Source organism: Muricoccus harenae, from assembly GCF_009848505.1.
Classification (GTDB): Bacteria; Pseudomonadota; Alphaproteobacteria; order Acetobacterales; family Acetobacteraceae; genus Roseomonas; species Roseomonas harenae.
Genome location: NZ_WWDL01000001.1, coordinates 130467 through 144676, shown reverse-complemented (window position 1 = coordinate 144676; position 14210 = coordinate 130467). Strand labels below are relative to the sequence as shown.

At 69.4% G+C, this 14210-nt stretch carries 16 protein-coding genes, 1 pseudogene and 1 riboswitch; of the genes and pseudogenes, 9 read left to right on the top strand and 8 right to left on the bottom strand.

Annotation, left to right across the window (positions count from 1 at the left end; all coding sequences use genetic code 11):
• Positions 1-89 precede the first annotated feature (89 nt).
• Positions 90-497 carry a DUF6525 family protein gene (locus GSE44_RS00695; RefSeq protein WP_159346261.1) on the top strand — a complete coding sequence of 136 codons (408 nt, stop codon included), beginning with the start codon at positions 90-92 and terminating at the stop codon, positions 495-497.
• Positions 498-659: 162 nt separating this feature from the next.
• Here GSE44_RS00695 and GSE44_RS25475 read toward each other — a convergent pair.
• The 3 genes and pseudogenes from GSE44_RS25475 to GSE44_RS00685 form a co-directional block, all read right to left on the bottom strand.
• Positions 660-840 (bottom strand): annotated as a pseudogene (locus GSE44_RS25475) (IS3-like element ISAav4 family transposase); the annotation flags it as partial.
• A gap of 116 nt (positions 841-956) precedes the next feature.
• A complete protein-coding gene (locus tag GSE44_RS00690; RefSeq protein WP_159346249.1) occupies positions 957-1229 on the bottom strand; it encodes a hypothetical protein in 273 nt (90 codons plus the stop codon).
• On the bottom strand, positions 1226-1708 hold the full coding sequence (locus GSE44_RS00685) for a peroxiredoxin (RefSeq protein ID WP_159346247.1): 483 nt from the start codon (positions 1706-1708) through the stop codon (positions 1226-1228). Before GSE44_RS00685 ends, GSE44_RS00690 begins: the two co-directional genes overlap by 4 nt.
• A gap of 248 nt (positions 1709-1956) precedes the next feature.
• Here GSE44_RS00685 and GSE44_RS00680 point away from each other — a divergent pair, with 248 nt between their 5' ends.
• The 3 genes from GSE44_RS00680 (at position 1957) to GSE44_RS00670 (ending at position 5403) form a co-directional block, all read left to right on the top strand.
• Positions 1957-2580, top strand: coding sequence for a YqgE/AlgH family protein (locus GSE44_RS00680; RefSeq protein ID WP_159346245.1), 624 nt, complete (start codon positions 1957-1959; stop codon positions 2578-2580).
• A gap of 91 nt (positions 2581-2671) precedes the next feature.
• Positions 2672-4501, top strand: a complete 1830-nt coding sequence (aspS, locus tag GSE44_RS00675; protein WP_159346243.1) for an aspartate--tRNA ligase — start codon at positions 2672-2674, stop codon at positions 4499-4501.
• 29 nt (positions 4502-4530) lie between these two features.
• Positions 4531-5403 (top strand): EipB family protein, encoded by an 873-nt coding sequence (locus tag GSE44_RS00670; RefSeq protein WP_159346241.1) that lies wholly within the window; start codon positions 4531-4533, stop codon positions 5401-5403.
• A gap of 67 nt (positions 5404-5470) precedes the next feature.
• Here the strand turns inward: GSE44_RS00670 and GSE44_RS00665 are convergent, their stop codons facing one another.
• From GSE44_RS00665 to GSE44_RS00655, 3 genes are all read right to left on the bottom strand, one after another.
• Positions 5471-5836, bottom strand: coding sequence for a hypothetical protein (locus tag GSE44_RS00665; RefSeq protein WP_159346240.1), 366 nt, complete (start codon positions 5834-5836; stop codon positions 5471-5473).
• Between the two features lie 119 nt (positions 5837-5955).
• Positions 5956-6387, bottom strand: coding sequence for a PaaI family thioesterase (locus GSE44_RS00660; protein WP_159346238.1), 432 nt, complete (start codon positions 6385-6387; stop codon positions 5956-5958).
• On the bottom strand, positions 6384-7814 hold the full coding sequence (locus tag GSE44_RS00655) for an MATE family efflux transporter (protein ID WP_235924471.1): 1431 nt from the start codon (positions 7812-7814) through the stop codon (positions 6384-6386). Before GSE44_RS00655 ends, GSE44_RS00660 begins: the two co-directional genes overlap by 4 nt.
• Positions 7815-7909: 95 nt before the next feature.
• On the opposite strand from GSE44_RS00655, the gene GSE44_RS00650 reads away from it, so the two are divergent.
• Both GSE44_RS00650 and GSE44_RS00645 read left to right on the top strand, forming a co-directional pair.
• Positions 7910-8956: an alpha/beta hydrolase gene (locus GSE44_RS00650; protein ID WP_159346236.1), complete on the top strand. Its 1047-nt coding sequence runs from the start codon at positions 7910-7912 to the stop codon at positions 8954-8956.
• 68 nt (positions 8957-9024) lie between these two features.
• Complete coding sequence (locus GSE44_RS00645; RefSeq protein ID WP_159346234.1) at positions 9025-9867, top strand: fumarylacetoacetate hydrolase family protein; 843 nt, start codon at positions 9025-9027, stop codon at positions 9865-9867.
• Between the two features lie 58 nt (positions 9868-9925).
• Here the strand turns inward: GSE44_RS00645 and hpxZ are convergent, their stop codons facing one another.
• Together hpxZ and GSE44_RS00635 are read right to left on the bottom strand one after the other, a co-directional pair.
• Positions 9926-10309: an oxalurate catabolism protein HpxZ gene (gene hpxZ, locus GSE44_RS00640; protein ID WP_159346232.1), complete on the bottom strand. Its 384-nt coding sequence runs from the start codon at positions 10307-10309 to the stop codon at positions 9926-9928.
• A gap of 13 nt (positions 10310-10322) precedes the next feature.
• On the bottom strand, positions 10323-11279 hold the full coding sequence (locus tag GSE44_RS00635; RefSeq protein WP_159346230.1) for an SDR family oxidoreductase: 957 nt from the start codon (positions 11277-11279) through the stop codon (positions 10323-10325).
• Positions 11280-11442: 163 nt separating this feature from the next.
• Between GSE44_RS00635 and GSE44_RS00630 the strand changes: the two genes are divergently transcribed.
• The 3 genes from GSE44_RS00630 (at position 11443) to GSE44_RS00620 (ending at position 14186) form a co-directional block, all read left to right on the top strand.
• A complete protein-coding gene (locus tag GSE44_RS00630) occupies positions 11443-11871 on the top strand; it encodes a PAS domain S-box protein (protein WP_159346228.1) in 429 nt (142 codons plus the stop codon).
• A gap of 103 nt (positions 11872-11974) precedes the next feature.
• Positions 11975-12328 carry a hypothetical protein gene (locus GSE44_RS00625; RefSeq protein ID WP_159346226.1) on the top strand — a complete coding sequence of 118 codons (354 nt, stop codon included), beginning with the start codon at positions 11975-11977 and terminating at the stop codon, positions 12326-12328.
• A gap of 39 nt (positions 12329-12367) precedes the next feature.
• Positions 12368-12473, top strand: a riboswitch (TPP riboswitch).
• A 120-nt stretch (positions 12474-12593) separates the two neighbouring features.
• Positions 12594-14186, top strand: coding sequence for an ABC transporter substrate-binding protein (locus GSE44_RS00620; RefSeq protein ID WP_159346224.1), 1593 nt, complete (start codon positions 12594-12596; stop codon positions 14184-14186).
• Positions 14187-14210: the final 24 nt, after the last annotated feature.

The following is a 14210-nucleotide window of genomic DNA, read 5'->3' as shown; positions in this document are numbered from 1 at the left end:
GCAGCCGCATATGTGCCAAGCACCAAGCGGTTAACGCTACGGTTTCCCTGAGGTCTTCCCTTGGGTAGAAGGCGGGCATGGACAACAGTATGGCAGCCAAGCCCTACAGCAAGCTCAAGGGTGACCCCTACCGGGCGTATGAGGAACTGCCGGCTGAGGTGCGCCGAGCCTTGCAGGAAGCCTTGGTCGACTGGTGTCCCCTGCGCGCCCGCGAATGGCATCTTCACCTGCTGCGCCGGCAGCGGTTGCGGCCGGCGCAGGCGGCGTCCTTCCTCGTCCAGACCATCCGCGGACACGATCACGCCGAGGTGGCCGCCTTCGCAAGGGCATGGCCGAAAGGCGCGCAAGCCTATCCGCACCTTGCCGCCGACGCGACGCTCCAGCGTTATGCTGGGACGGACGGCATCCCCGCAGCCAAGCCCGTTCTCATCGCCCCGGCGGAAACGCAGTCCAAGGCACGGGTTAAGCGCCCATCAGGCCGCCGCTTCCGGCGCTGAGGGCGGGGCCGGCAGCGGCCCGGTCCTCACGCGCCTTCACCGTGGTGCATCAATGCGTGGTGATGCCCCACCGCTTCTGGTGGCGGAAGCAGGTTGGAACTGGATTTGACCCGCTTCCGTGCACGAATTGCGGGTAGGGATTAGTTGTTCCCGGCCATGGCTCCGGCTTCGTATTCGAGGGGGCGAGATGTAGCCCAGGGCCGACTGGCGCCTGGTCGGGGTGTAGAAGCCCTCGACGAAGTGGAACACCGCCTCCCTGCCTTCGGCCCGGGAGCGGAAGCTTCGCCGGTCGAGGAGCTCGCACTCGGGGGGTGGCAAAGAACGCCTCGGCCATAGCGTTGTCGTTCATACCCCGAGGCCACCCCCGTGACGAAGGCCACCTTCCCTGAAGACTCATCCCGCCGCGCCCCTGTTCCACGCGAAGGAATGAAAGCGACGGGGACGGCGGGAGGTCGCGGCTCAGCCCTTGCGGCGCAGCGTCCGCAGATTGGCCGAGACTCGGCGCTGCACGGGGCGGGCGGCGGCGGCCATCACCGCGGACGGATGGTCACCCCGCATCACGGCCCGGCCGGCGGCGAACCAGCCATCCGAGAAGGCGCGCTGCTTCTCCAGCGCCATGCGTGTCAACTCGGCGCTGGCCCCGTCGGGGCGCGCCATAAGGTCCATGCTGCGCAGGGTGAAGACCCACCCCGCCTGCCAGGCGAGGAGGCCCCACTGCGCGGGGTTGGTCACAGCTTCGCCAGTACGGTTTCGGCGCTGCTCACCTCAAAGGCGCCCGGCTGCTCGACGCCGACATAGGTCACCTTGCCGTCCTTCGCGATGAGGGCGAAGCGCTGGGACCGTACGCCCATGCCGCGGGTCGTCAGGTCCATATCCAGCCCCAGCGCCTTGATGAAGTTGGCCGAGCCGTCAGCCAGCATCGTCACCTCGCCGTTCACGCCCTGCTCCCGGCCCCAGGCGGCCATCACGAAGGCGTCGTTCACAGCCACGCAGGCCACGGTATCCACGCCCTTGGCCTTCAGCGCCGCGGCCTGCTGCACGAAGCCGGGCAGGTGCTTGGCCGAGCAGGTGGGGGTGAAGGCGCCCGGAACGCCGAACAGGACGGCGGTACCGGAACCGAGGATGGCGGCAGTGTCCACCTCCTTCGGCCCTTCGTCGGTGGCCTGCATCAGCTTGACGGAGGGGATGGCGTCGCCGGTCTGGATGGGCATGGGCTTCTCTGGCAGGAAATGGGGCGCAGTTTCGGCGCTCGTTCTGCCCGGCTGTCAACAGGGCTTTCCACCGGACCGCCCATGGGCCCGCCCTCGGCCCGTGGCGACGGGCCCCGGCGGGGCCTCGGGCGCATAACGCCTCGCGGTTGCGGGTTGCAGCCCCCCTCCCCTGCATCCATCTTCCGCCTATGACCCGGCGCCCGAAGGACAAGGCCCCCCCTCCGCTTCCCATCGAGGATGAGGATGAGATGGAGGAGATGGAGGGCCAGTCCCCCATACAACTGAACCGCATGGCCAAACCCGGCCCGGCGGAGGAAGGATGGCTGGGTGGGCAGATCCTCATCGCCATGCCGAGCATGGAGGATCCGCGATTCGCCCGCAGCGTGATCTGCCTCTGCGCCCATTCGCCCGAGGGCGCGATGGGCATCGTGCTGAATCGCGCCATCGAGAACCTCACCTTCGATGAGCTGCTGAAGCAGCTGGACGTCACCCCCATCCCGCCCCAGCGCCGTATCCGGCTGCATGCCGGCGGCCCGGTGGAGGGGGGACGTGGCTTCGTGCTGCACACCCAGGACTGGTCGAGCGAGGGGAGCCTGCCGATCGAGGGCGGTTTCGCCCTGACGGCCAGCGTGGACATCCTCAAGGCCATCGCGGGCGGCGAGGGCCCGCGCCAGGGGCTGCTCGCCCTCGGCTATGCCGGCTGGGGACCCGGGCAGCTGGAGAGCGAGATCCAGCACAATGCCTGGCTCAGCGTCTCCCCGGACGAGGCGATCCTCTTCGCGGAGGAGGACCAGGACGCCAAGTGGCGCCGGGCCCTGGCCAAGCTGAAGGTGGACCCGCTGCTGCTGGTGGATACCGCCGGCCGCGCCTGAGGGCGTCCAAAGGGCGTTCGGGGTTGACAGTGAGGGGCCGCCTGCCCCTCTTGCCGCCCCGACCGATATCAGACCCAGGGTTCCCTGCCCCATGCACGCCTACCGCACCCACACCTGCGGCGCGCTCCGCGCCGCCGATGCCGGCAGCACCGTCCGGCTCTCCGGCTGGGTGCACCGCAAGCGCGACCATGGCGGTCTGCTCTTCATCGACCTGCGCGACCATTACGGGCTGACCCAGTGCGTGGTGCCCTCGGGCTCCCCGGTCTTCGGGGCGGCGGATGCCGTGCGCCCGGAAAGCGTCATCACCGTGACCGGCCAGGTGGTCGCGCGCGACGGCGCCACCATCAACCCCAGGCTGCCGACCGGCGAGGTCGAGCTGCGGGTGGCCGAGCTGTCCGTGCAATCCGCCGCCGATGTCCTGCCGATCCAGGTGGCCGGCGACCAGGAATTTCCCGAGGAGTTGCGGCTGCGTTACCGCTTCCTCGACCTGCGGCGGGAGAAGCAGCACCGGAACCTGATGCTGCGCTCGGGCGTGATCGCCTCCATCCGCCGCCGGATGATCGACCAGGGCTTCACCGAGTTCCAGACCCCGCTGCTGACCGCTTCCAGCCCGGAAGGCGCACGGGACTTCCTCGTTCCCTCCCGCCTGCATCCCGGCAAGTTCTACGCGCTGCCGCAGGCGCCGCAGATGTTCAAGCAGCTGGCCATGGTGGCGGGCTTCGATCGCTACTTCCAGATCGCCCCCTGCTTCCGCGACGAGGCGGCCCGAGCCGACCGCTCCCCGGGCGAGTTCTACCAGCTCGACTTCGAGATGAGCTTCGTCACGCAGGAAGACGTCTTCGCCGCGATCGAGCCGGTGATCGCCGGCGTCTTCCGCGAGTTCGCGGATTTCACGGGCACGCGAAAGACGGTGGACGAGGGACATTTCCCACGCATCGCCTATGACACGGCCATGCTGGAATACGGCTCGGACAAGCCGGACCTGCGGAACCCGATCAAGATCACCGACGTCACCCAGCATTTCGCCGAGTCCGGCTTCGGCCTCTTCGCCAAGATCGCGGCGAGCGGCGGCATCATCCGCGCCATCCCGGCGCCGGGCGCCGCCGACAAGCCGCGCGGCTTTTTCGACAAGCTGAACGAATGGGCCCGCGCCGAGGGCGCCGGGGGCCTCGGCTACATCCAGTTCGCGCAGGACGGCGCCAAGGGCCCGATCGCCAAGAACCTGGAGGCCGATCGCGTGGAGGCCATCCGCGCCGCCTGCGGGCTGAACCCAGGCGACGCCGTCTTCTTCGCCGCCGGCAAGAAGGAGGACGCCCAGAAGTTCGCGGGCGCCGTCCGCACGCGTCTCGCCAATGAACTCGACCTGATCGAGAAGGACGCCTTCCGCTTCTGCTGGATCGTCGATTTCCCGATGTATGAGGAGAACGAGGACAAGCCGGGCGGCATCGACTTCAGCCACAATCCCTTTTCGATGCCGCAGGGTGGGCTGGAGGCGCTGAACTCCATGAATCCGCTCGACATCAAGGCGTTCCAGTACGACATCGTCTGCAACGGCATTGAGCTGTCCTCGGGCGCCATCCGCAACCATCGTCCGGACATCATGATCCGCGCCTTCGAGATCGCCGGCTACACGGCCGATGAGGTCGAGGAGCGCTTCGGCGGCATGCTGAACGCCTTCCGCTACGGCGCCCCGCCGCATGGTGGCTCGGCTCCGGGCATTGACCGGATTGTGATGCTGCTGGCCGACGAGCCGAATATCCGCGAAGTCACGCTTTTTCCGCTGAATCAGCAGGCGGAGGACCTGATGATGGGCGCCCCGGCGCCGATCGAGCCCTCCCGCTGGAAGGAGCTGTTCCTCAAGCCCGACCTGCCGCCCGCAAAGGATGCGGCGAAGGGTGCAACCGCGCCGAAGAAGGCCTAAGTCAGAAGGCGAACCGGAAAGGCTCCTCGATGCGCCTGCGCTCCCTCCTCGCTGCCACCGCCACGATGGGCGCGGCCCTGGCCCTCTCCGGCCCGGCGCCCGCCCAGCCTTCCGCCCAGTCTTCCGCCCCGGCGGCCGTCCAGTCCCCGGCGGCCCTGCCGGGCGCCGAGGCCATGGTGGCCCATCGGGCCGCATACCGCCTGACCTTTGACAAGGCGCGCGACAATTCGGACGTGTCCCGGGCCGAGGGGGTGATGCTCTTTGAGGTGCTGGACGCCTGCGACGGCTGGGCCAGCCGCCAGCGCCTGACCATGCGCCTGCAGGACCGCGACGGGCGGGCGATCGAGACAGCCTCGGACTACTCCACCTTCGAGAGCAAGGATGGCCGCCGCCTGCGCTTCTCCCTGACGCAGATGACGCAGGGCGCGGTCAGCAACCGCATATCCGGCGAGGCCACGCTGCAGCCCGATGGCAGCGGCGTCGCCACCTATGAGCAGCCCAGCACGCGCACGGAGGCGCTGCCTGCCGGTACGCTGCTGCCCATGGCGCATACCATCCGCGCCATTGCTGCCGGCCGGGCCGCGGAGCGCATCCTCAACGTACCCCTGATGGACGGCACGAGCGAGGACGGCGCACAGGACAGCACCACCATTCTGTCCCAGTGGAACAAGGAAGCCGAGACCAAGCCCCGCTTCCCGCTGCTGGCCCAGCAGGAGAGCGGCCGGATGCGGATCGCCTTCTTCGGCAAGGACAATAATGGCGGCGGTGCCTCCTCGCCGGATTACGAGGTGGGCCTGCGTTATTTCGCCAATGGCGTGGCTGATGAGTTGAACATGGATTTCGGCGAATTTGCCGTGAACGGCCGCCTGGAAACCCTGGAGTCCGTTCCTGGCGGCTGCTGAAGCCAGGGACCGCAGCAAGTAAAAAGTAGGAGGAAGGCCGGGGGGATACTCCCCCGGCCTTCCTTGTTCACCGCATGGGCATGCTGCCCAGCTTATCGAGCAGCACCACCGCCGCATCCACGCAGGCGCGCGTCGCTTCGCCTTCCGCGCAGCGGATATTAATCTCGGCGTTGCCGCGCTCGAAATGGAAGCTTGCGGCGCGGGAGGGCGGCGGGCCGCGGTGCCAGCCGCGCATCATCGCGCCATGGCCTTCCATCATTCCTGGCCGGCCGTACCCCGGGCCGCCATGGCCGGGAGGCCCAGGAGGGGCCGGTGTCTGGGCCTGCGGGCCAGGCGGCGGTGGTGCGCCGGGGTCGGGAGCGGGCTGGGCCAGGGCCAGCCCCGAAACGCTCGTCAGCGCCAGGGCCGCCACCAACAGGGTTGGCTTGTGCATCGCATTCACCTCCATCGCCGGTTCGTCCGGCAGGAAGCATCCTGCCCAGGCCGGGGTTTCCCGTCCGGCGCGTCCGGCAACAGACGGTAACGTCCCAGCCCTTCCCCCGGTGGCGTTCCTCAGTCCGCGAGCACAGCGCAGGTGATGCGGGAGATGCAGGCCAGACGGCCATCGGCGCGGCGGATCTCGGTCTGCCAGACCTGGGTGGAACGGCCGGTGTGCAGCGGGCGGCACTCGGCCGTCACCTCCTGGCCCTCGGGCACCGAGGCGAGGTGGTTGGCATTGATCTCGATGCCGACGACGTGGAAGCCCTCCGGCACCGCCATATAGGCCCCGACGCTCCCGAGCGTCTCCGACACCGCGACCGAGACGCCGCCATGCAGCACCCGCCAGGGCTGCACATGGCGGTGGTCCACCGGCATGGAGGCGCGGAGATAGTCCGGCCCGATTTCGGTGATGCGGATTCCGAGGAGGGAAATGGCGGTATTGGCCGCCCGGGCCATGAGGCTCTCTGGCGTGGCGTTCTTCTTCCAGATGGGTGCGGTGCTCATGCGGCGATGGGCGCAAGCCGCCGCCCCGTCGTCAACCCGCCCCGGCGGGAGAGGCGCGCCCAGCGCCAGGTCATCGCCCCCGCCACGCCGAGCAGCCCGATCACCAGCCCCACCCAGATGCCGCTCGGCCCAAGGCCGAGCGGGAAGGCCAGCACCAGGGCAGCGGTGAAGCCCAGGGCCCAGTAGCCGATTGCCGCGATCCACATGGGCATGCGCGTGTCGTGCAGCCCGCGCAGCGCGCCGGCGCCGGTCACCTGCACCCCGTCGCTGAGTTGGAACAGCCCGGCGAAGAAAAGGAGCGTCGCGGCCAGAGTTGCCGTCTCGGCCGCGCCCGGGGTGGCTTCGTCGAGGAACAGGCCGGCGAGGGTGCCGGGGGCCAGCAGCATCAGCGCCGCCATCGGGGCCATGAAGGCCATGGAGAGCAGGATCGCTACCCACCCCGCCCGCCATGCGGCCCGGGCGCGCCCGGCACCGATGGCGAGCCCCACCCGCGCCGTGGCCGCTTGGCCCAGCCCGAGCGGGACGGCGAAGGTGATGCTGGCGATCTGCAGGGCAATGGCATGGGCCGCCACCGCCTGGGCGCCGAAAGCCCCCATGGCGAGGCCAACCGCGCTGAACAGCCCGATCTCGAGCAGCATCTGCGCCGCAATCGGCAGCCCGAGCCCGATCGCCTTCCGGAGGCGCGCCATGTCGATCCGCCAGATCCGGCCGAACAGGTGGTAGCGCCGCAACCGCCGGTCCCGCATGACGAACAGGGCCAGGGCGACGAACATGAAGCTGTCCGCCACCGCACCCGCGATGCCCGCGCCGCGCACGCCCATGGCCGGGGCGCCGAAATGGCCGAAGATCAGCACCCAGCCAATCAGGGCATTGAGCGGCACGGCCAGCAGCCCGATCACCAGCGGCGGCCAAGGGCGTTCCATGGCCGCCATGAAGCCGCGTAGCGTCAGGAACAGGCCGAAGGCGGGAATGCCCCAGAGCATGCAGCGCAGGAAGTCCTGCGCCGCAGCCGCCAGGCCGGCATCCTGCCCGAGGGCCCGCAGCACCGCGCCGCCATTCCACAGGAGCACCATGCCCGGCAGAGCCGCCAGAAGCGCGCCCCAGGCCCCGGCCCGGAAGGTTCGCCGCATGGCCCGGACATGCCCGACCCGTCGTCCCCGCTCCTGCGCCAGCATGGCGGCAGCGGCGAAGGACAGACCGAAGCCCGGGGCTAGCATGGTCCAGAACAGGGTGCCGGAGAGGGTGACGGCCGCCAGCGCCTCGGTGGAGAGATGGCCAAGATAGGCGGAGTCGGTCGCCAGCAGGGCCATTTGCGACAGGTTCGTCAGCGCCATGGGCCAGGCGAGAAGGAGCGTCGCGCGCGCCTCGGCCCACCAGACGCCACGCCGCTGCGTATCCACTCCCATGGGCAGGGTGTAGCCCGACAAGGGAGCCGTTGGCAGCCGGCGGCGCGGATGGCACGGTTCCGGCCAATGCAAGGCTCCCGGCTCACGGGAGGCCGCCGAATGCCGAGGAGCCCACCATGCAGCGCCGCACCGTCCTGGCCGCTCCGCTCATCGGGGGCGCCGCCCTCGCCCTCCCCGCCGCAACCCAGCCAGCCGGGGCACAGCCCGCAGGGGTCATCATGGACGAGGTCCTGATCCCAGGCGCCACATCGGGTAGCCAGCTCTACCTGCGGAACAAACGGCCGGAGGGCGCCACGCCGGCGCGGCCGGATCGCACCATCCTCTGCGTCCATGGTGCTACCTACCCCGCCAGCACCGGCTTCGACCTGCCGCTCTCGGGCGTGTCCTGGATGGATTACATGGCTGGGCGTGGTTTCGACGTCTGGAGCCTGGACCTGACGGGCTATGGCCGCTCCACCCGCCCGCCCGCCGACCAGTCCCCGCCACCGACCCGGGGGGAAGAGGCGGTGGCCGATATCGCCCTTGCGCTGCGCCACATCCGGGACACGCGCCGGGTGGCCAAGACCGGCCTGATCGGCTGGTCCTGGGGGACGACGCTGGTTTCACGCTTCGCGGCCGATAATCCGGCGCTGGTGGACCGGCTGGTGCTCTACGCGCCGCTCTGGCTGCGCGATGCCTCGAACCGCGGGGCGGTGCCGGTGCCGGAAGGGCCGCTGCCCGCCTATCGCAGCGTCACCCGTGCCCAGGCGCGGGAACGCTGGATGGCGGGGGTGCCGGAGAACAAGCGCGGCGGTCTGATTCCGCCCGGCTGGTTCGAGCATTGGGCTGATTCCACCTTTGCGACCGATCCGGAGGGGTCGCGCCAGGTACCCTCCGTGTTGCGGGCGCCCAATGGCGTGCTGCAGGACCTGCGGGAATACTGGGATGCCGGGCGGCCCTTCTACGACCCCGCCAAGGTGACGGCGCCGGCCCTGCTGGTGCTGGGCGAATGGGACCGGGACACGCCGCCCTCCATGGCCACCACCCTGTTCCCGCTGCTGGTGAATTCCCCGGGCAAGCGGCTGGTGATGCTGGCGGAAGGCACGCATTCCATCATGCTGGAGCGCAACCGCGGCGCCCTGTTCCAGGCCGTGCAGGTCTTCCTGGAAGAGAGCCTCGCCTGAGTTAAGGGCTGCCCCTCACGCGTGCTAGAGGGCGGCGCACGCCCCATTGGCAGACAGGACACACGGATATGAAGCTGCTGCGATACGGTGCCCCCGGCGCGGAAAAGCCGGGCCTGCTCGATGCGCAGGGGGTAATCCGGGACCTCTCCGCCATCATCCCCGACTTGGCGGGCGAGGCGCTGTCGCGGGAGGGGATCGCGCGGCTGGCAGCCCTCGATCCGGAATCCTTGCCTTCCGTTCCCGCCACCACGCGGCTGGGACCGCCGGTGGGGAGCACGCGGAACTTCGTCGCCATCGGGCTGAACTATGCGGATCATGCGGCGGAGAGCGGCGCCGCCGTGCCGAAAGAGCCAATCGTCTTCCTCAAGTCGCTCAACGCCCTGGCCGGCCCGGATGACGACGTCGCCATTCCCCCCGGCAGCCGCAAGACGGATTGGGAGGTGGAACTGGCCATCGTGATCGGCACCCTGGCGAAGCGCGTCTCCGCCGAGGAGGCGCTGGACCATGTGGCGGGCTACACGATCTGCAACGACGTGTCCGAGCGCGAATGGCAGATCGAGCGCGGCGGCTTGTGGGACAAGGGCAAGAGCGCGGATGGCTTCGGCCCCGTGGGCCCCTGGCTGGTCACCACCGACGAGGTACCGGACCCGCAGGACCTGGCCATGTGGTGCGAGGTGGATGGGCAGCGCATGCAGGACGGATCGACGCGCACGATGATCTTCGACGTGCGGACCATCGTCTCCTACGTCTCGCAGTTCATCACCCTGCATCCCGGCGATATCGTCACCACCGGCACGCCCCCCGGCGTGGGCATGGGCATGAAGCCGCCCACTTATCTCCGGCCCGGCCAGGTCATGCGCCTCGGCATCGCCGGCCTCGGCGAGCAGAAGCAGAACACCGTCGCCGGCTGACGCAACGGCAAACCGCCAAAGTTGGAAGGGACCGGGGGTACCTCCCCCGGCCTCGCCTCTACTCTTTCGTCACGACGCTCACATGCGCCGAGACCACCCGCCACCCCTCCGGGAAGCGCAGCCAGGTCTGGCTCTGCCGCCCCACCTTCCCGGGCATGGTCTCGCGGTGGAACATCGTGTTCGCGACGGCGCAATCCCGCCCATAAGTGGTGATGACCGTGCGCGACAGTGTCCGCATCAGGCCGACCGATGGCCGGGAGCGGCGGAAGGCGCGGATCTCGTCCATGCCGTAGAGGTTCTCGGCGGCGCCGTAGCGGATGGTCTGCGGGGCATCCCGGAACAGCTCCTCCAGCACCGGCACGTCATTCGTGACCAGCGCCTTCTCGTAGCGGGCGAAGGCGGCCTCAACCTCGGCGCGAACCTCGGGGATGTCGATCTCCAAGCGGCAAGTCCTCTCAGCGTCTGCGGGCGAGCCAAAAGCCGATGATCCCCGCCGCGGCCATCCAGGCCTTTGGTGGAACGCGGATGGCCGCCTCCTTCCGGAAGCCGCCATAGACGTCATGATCCGCGGGGGCCGTGAAGAGGTTGCCGTCGGAAACCGCTGCCTTCGGGGCGCTGGAGAGGCCCTTCCGCATCATTTTTCCGGCGGCCCAGCGCAGCGGGGCCGGGGCGAGGGTAGCGGCCAGGCGCATGGCCTGGGCGGCGACGCCCACCACCGCCGCGTTGCGCGGCTCCCGGATGAGGGAGGCGATGGCCTCCGCCACCTCGAAGGGGGAGGTGATGGGGCCGTCCACCTCGATCTTGTGCCCGCTGTGGTTGGCACCGTGGCGCAGGCCGGGCGTGTCCACGACGCTGGGGAAGACATCGCAGACATGGATGCCGGGCCAGTCCTGCAACTCGGCGCGGAGGGATTCCGTGAAACCGCGCAGTCCGGCCTTGGAGGCCGCGTAGGACGCGGCAAAGGGGGTGGGCACCCAGGAGCCGATGGATAGAGTGTTGATCAGCACGCCCTGGCGCTGGGTCTTGAAGATGGGGAGCACCGCATGGGCGCCATTTACCTGGCCCAGCAGGTTGATGCGGATGGTCTGGGCATGGGATTCAGCCGGCACCGCCTCGAAGGGGCCAATCACGCCGACCCCGGCATTGTTGATCCAGACATCAATGCGGCCGAAGCGGGCGCGGGCGGCCTCCGCCAGGCGCTTCACGGCCTCGGCGTCGGTCACGTCGGTGGGAACGGCGATGGCCTCGGCTCCCAGCCGCTCGCATTCGGCGCGCACCGCCTCGAGCGTGTCCGCCCGGCGCGAGGCGAGAACGAGCTGGGCGTCGTTGCGGGCCAGGAGCTGGGCGGTGGCGCGGCCGATCCCGCTGGACGCGCCGGCAATCACGACAACGGCGCCTTGGATCCGGGGCATGGCCTCTCCCTCTCGATGTTGACGATCGGGGCGTTAACCGCATCTGCGGCCGCGGGTTCCCCTGAGTGTGAGTCGGGGCTGTGACTTGATGACTTGCTGTGCGTTCTAAGGAGTACCCAAGCACCATGGATTGGCCCGTGGTGCATGCACCGGAACAACAGGCGTGATCCACCAGAGGTTCGGCCAGACGACAACCGATGAGAGCGGCCGCTTCACGCGGGTGGACCGGTTTACCTGCGAACTGCTGGGTTATGACGCATGCGAGCTGCTGGGGCGGAGCATCCAGGACATCACGCATCCGGAGGACTGGCCCAGCAACCTCGCCTTGCTGGAGCGGCTGCGGACGCATGAGGAGCCCTTCACCATTACCAAGCGCTACCTGCGGCGGGATGGCAGCGTGGTCTGGGTGCAGGCCTATGTCACCAAGCTGCGGGATGCGGAGGGGCGAAGCTCCATCTGCGCGATGATCCGGCCGGTGCTGCCGCAGATGTGGGAGCCGGAACGCGAGGAGAAGACGGCGGCGGAACGCGCCGGGCCGTCGCGCCTGGCGGGACCGCGGCCCAATGGCTGGATGGGGCGGGTCCTGCACTGAGGCCTGCGCTGCAGATCCGCCGCTCCGGGCCGCGGCGTTCGGGGGCAGGATCCTCTTCACCATCGGCATGTTACGATCGCCGAGTCCCAGGAAAGGCTCGTCGATGTATCGCGTCCGTGTTCTCCCGCTGCTGGTCCTGCTGGTGGTCCCGCTGCTGTCCGGCTGCGCCCAATGGGAGCGTCCCGGTGCCACTCCGCCGATGCGCGACGCCGCCCTGGCCCGCTGCGAGGCTTCGGCCTTCAACGCCGCGCGCCCCGACAATGTCCGGGTGATGACCGATCGCGGCGGCTGGGTGCCTGGCACGCGGGAATGCAAGGGCGAGGGCAGCAACCGCCGCTGCCGCGAGACGCAGGGCTATTGGCGCCCGGCGAGCTACGGGCTGCGGGACCAGAACGAACCCGTCCGAGAAGCCATGGTGGAGGATTGCATGCGCCGGGATGGCTGGGTGCTGAAGTAGCCCCCTTGCGCCGCCTCCCCGCGCCAGCCCATACGGTCCGCGGACATCGGGGGGAGCCCATTCCGGGCTGAGAGGCGGGGACACCCGCGACCCCTGGAACCTGACCCGGTTCGGACCGGCGTAGGGATCGGTGCACCATGACGCCCAGGCACCCGGAATGCGCGAAGCCGCTTCCCCACCTCGCCCCCCAGGCGGCGGTGGAGCGGGCGCGGGTGCGTCGTCCGGCCCCGTTTCCTCCCCCCGTCCGCGGAATGGAGGAAACAGGATGTATCGCCGTTCCCTGCTGAAGGGCGCCGGCCTTTCGGCGTTGCCGCTTCCCGCCTTAACTCAACCTGCCTTGGCCCAGCCCGCGATCGGCCAGGCCACCAGGGCCAGGACCCTCCGCTTCGTGCCGCAGGCGGCGCTGACGGCGCTGGATCCGGTCGTCCAGAACGCCACGATCAGTTCCACCCACGGCTTCTGCGTCTTCGACACGCTCTTCGCGACCGACGGCAAGCTCACCCCGCGCCCACAGATGGCCTCCGGGTATGAGATGAGCGCGGACGGACAGCTCTGGACCATCCGCCTGCGGGACGGGCTGCGCTTCCATGATGGCGAGCCGGTACGGTCGCGGGACTGTGTCGCCAGCCTCAAACGCTGGTGCGTGCGGGACTTGTTCGGCCAAATCCTGGCCCGCGCGGTGGCCGAATGGGGCACGCCGGACGAGCGTAGCTTCACCATCCGCCTGCACCGTCCCTTTCCCGCGCTGCTCTACGCCCTGGCCAAGCCTGCCAGTGTGCCGCCCTTCATCATGCCCGAGCGCCTGGCCGCCACGGCGCCAGACAAGCCCGTGCCGGAGATGATCGGCAGCGGCCCGTGGAAGTTCCTCGCCGGCGAGTTCAACCCCGGCAGCTTCGTCGCCTATGCGCGCAACGAGGCCTATGTCCCGCGAGACGAGCCGGCAGAGGGCGCCTCAGGCGGAAAGCGGGTCCATTTCGACCGGCTGGAGTGGCACATCATCCCGGACGGGGCGACCGCCGGCGCCGCGTTGCAGCGGGGCGAGGTGGATTGGGTGGAATATCCACTGCCGGACCTGCTGCCCCTGTTCGCACGGGACCGGAACATCAAGACCCAGATCTACGACCCGATCGGCTTCCTGGGCGTGATCCGCTTCAATCACCTGCACGCACCCTTCGACAAGGTGGAGGTGCGCCGCGCCGTGCGGGACTGCATCAGCCAGTCCGATCACATGGCTTCGGTCGCGGCGCCCGGCGACTGGCGCGAATGCCATGCGCTCTTCCCCTGCACCCTCCCGGATGTGGTGGAGTTCCCTTCCCCCCCGCGCGACTTCGGCAAGGCGCGCGCCGCTATCCGCGCGGCCGGGGCGGAGGGGGCGAAGGTGGTGGTGATCAACCCGACGGATTTCGCCGCCGTCGCGCCGCAGGGAAGGCTGGCCGCCGATGTCTGCCGCCAGCTCGGCTTCCAGGTGGATCTGCAGGAGATGGATTGGGCCGCGATGCTCACCCGCCGCAATTCGCGCGAGGATGCCGACCATGGCGGCTGGAGCATCTATCCCACCAACTTCCCCGCCGCCTCCATCGCCAACCCGGCGGTCAATTCCGGTATCCGCGGCGATGGCCCCACCGCCTGGTTCGGCTGGCCGACCGATCCGGCGACCGAGGCGAATATCGAGCGATGGCTCTACGCCCCGGATCCCGCCGCGCAATCCGCCGCCTTCGCGGATGTGCAGCGCACGGCCTGGGACCATGTGGGCTTCGCGCCCAGCGGGCTGTTCGTGCTCAAGACCGGTTTTCGGTCACACCTGTCCGGCGTGCTGCAGGGGCCAAACCCTTATATGTGGAACCTCCGGCGGGGATGATCGCGCGGAGCGGAGGCGGCGCCG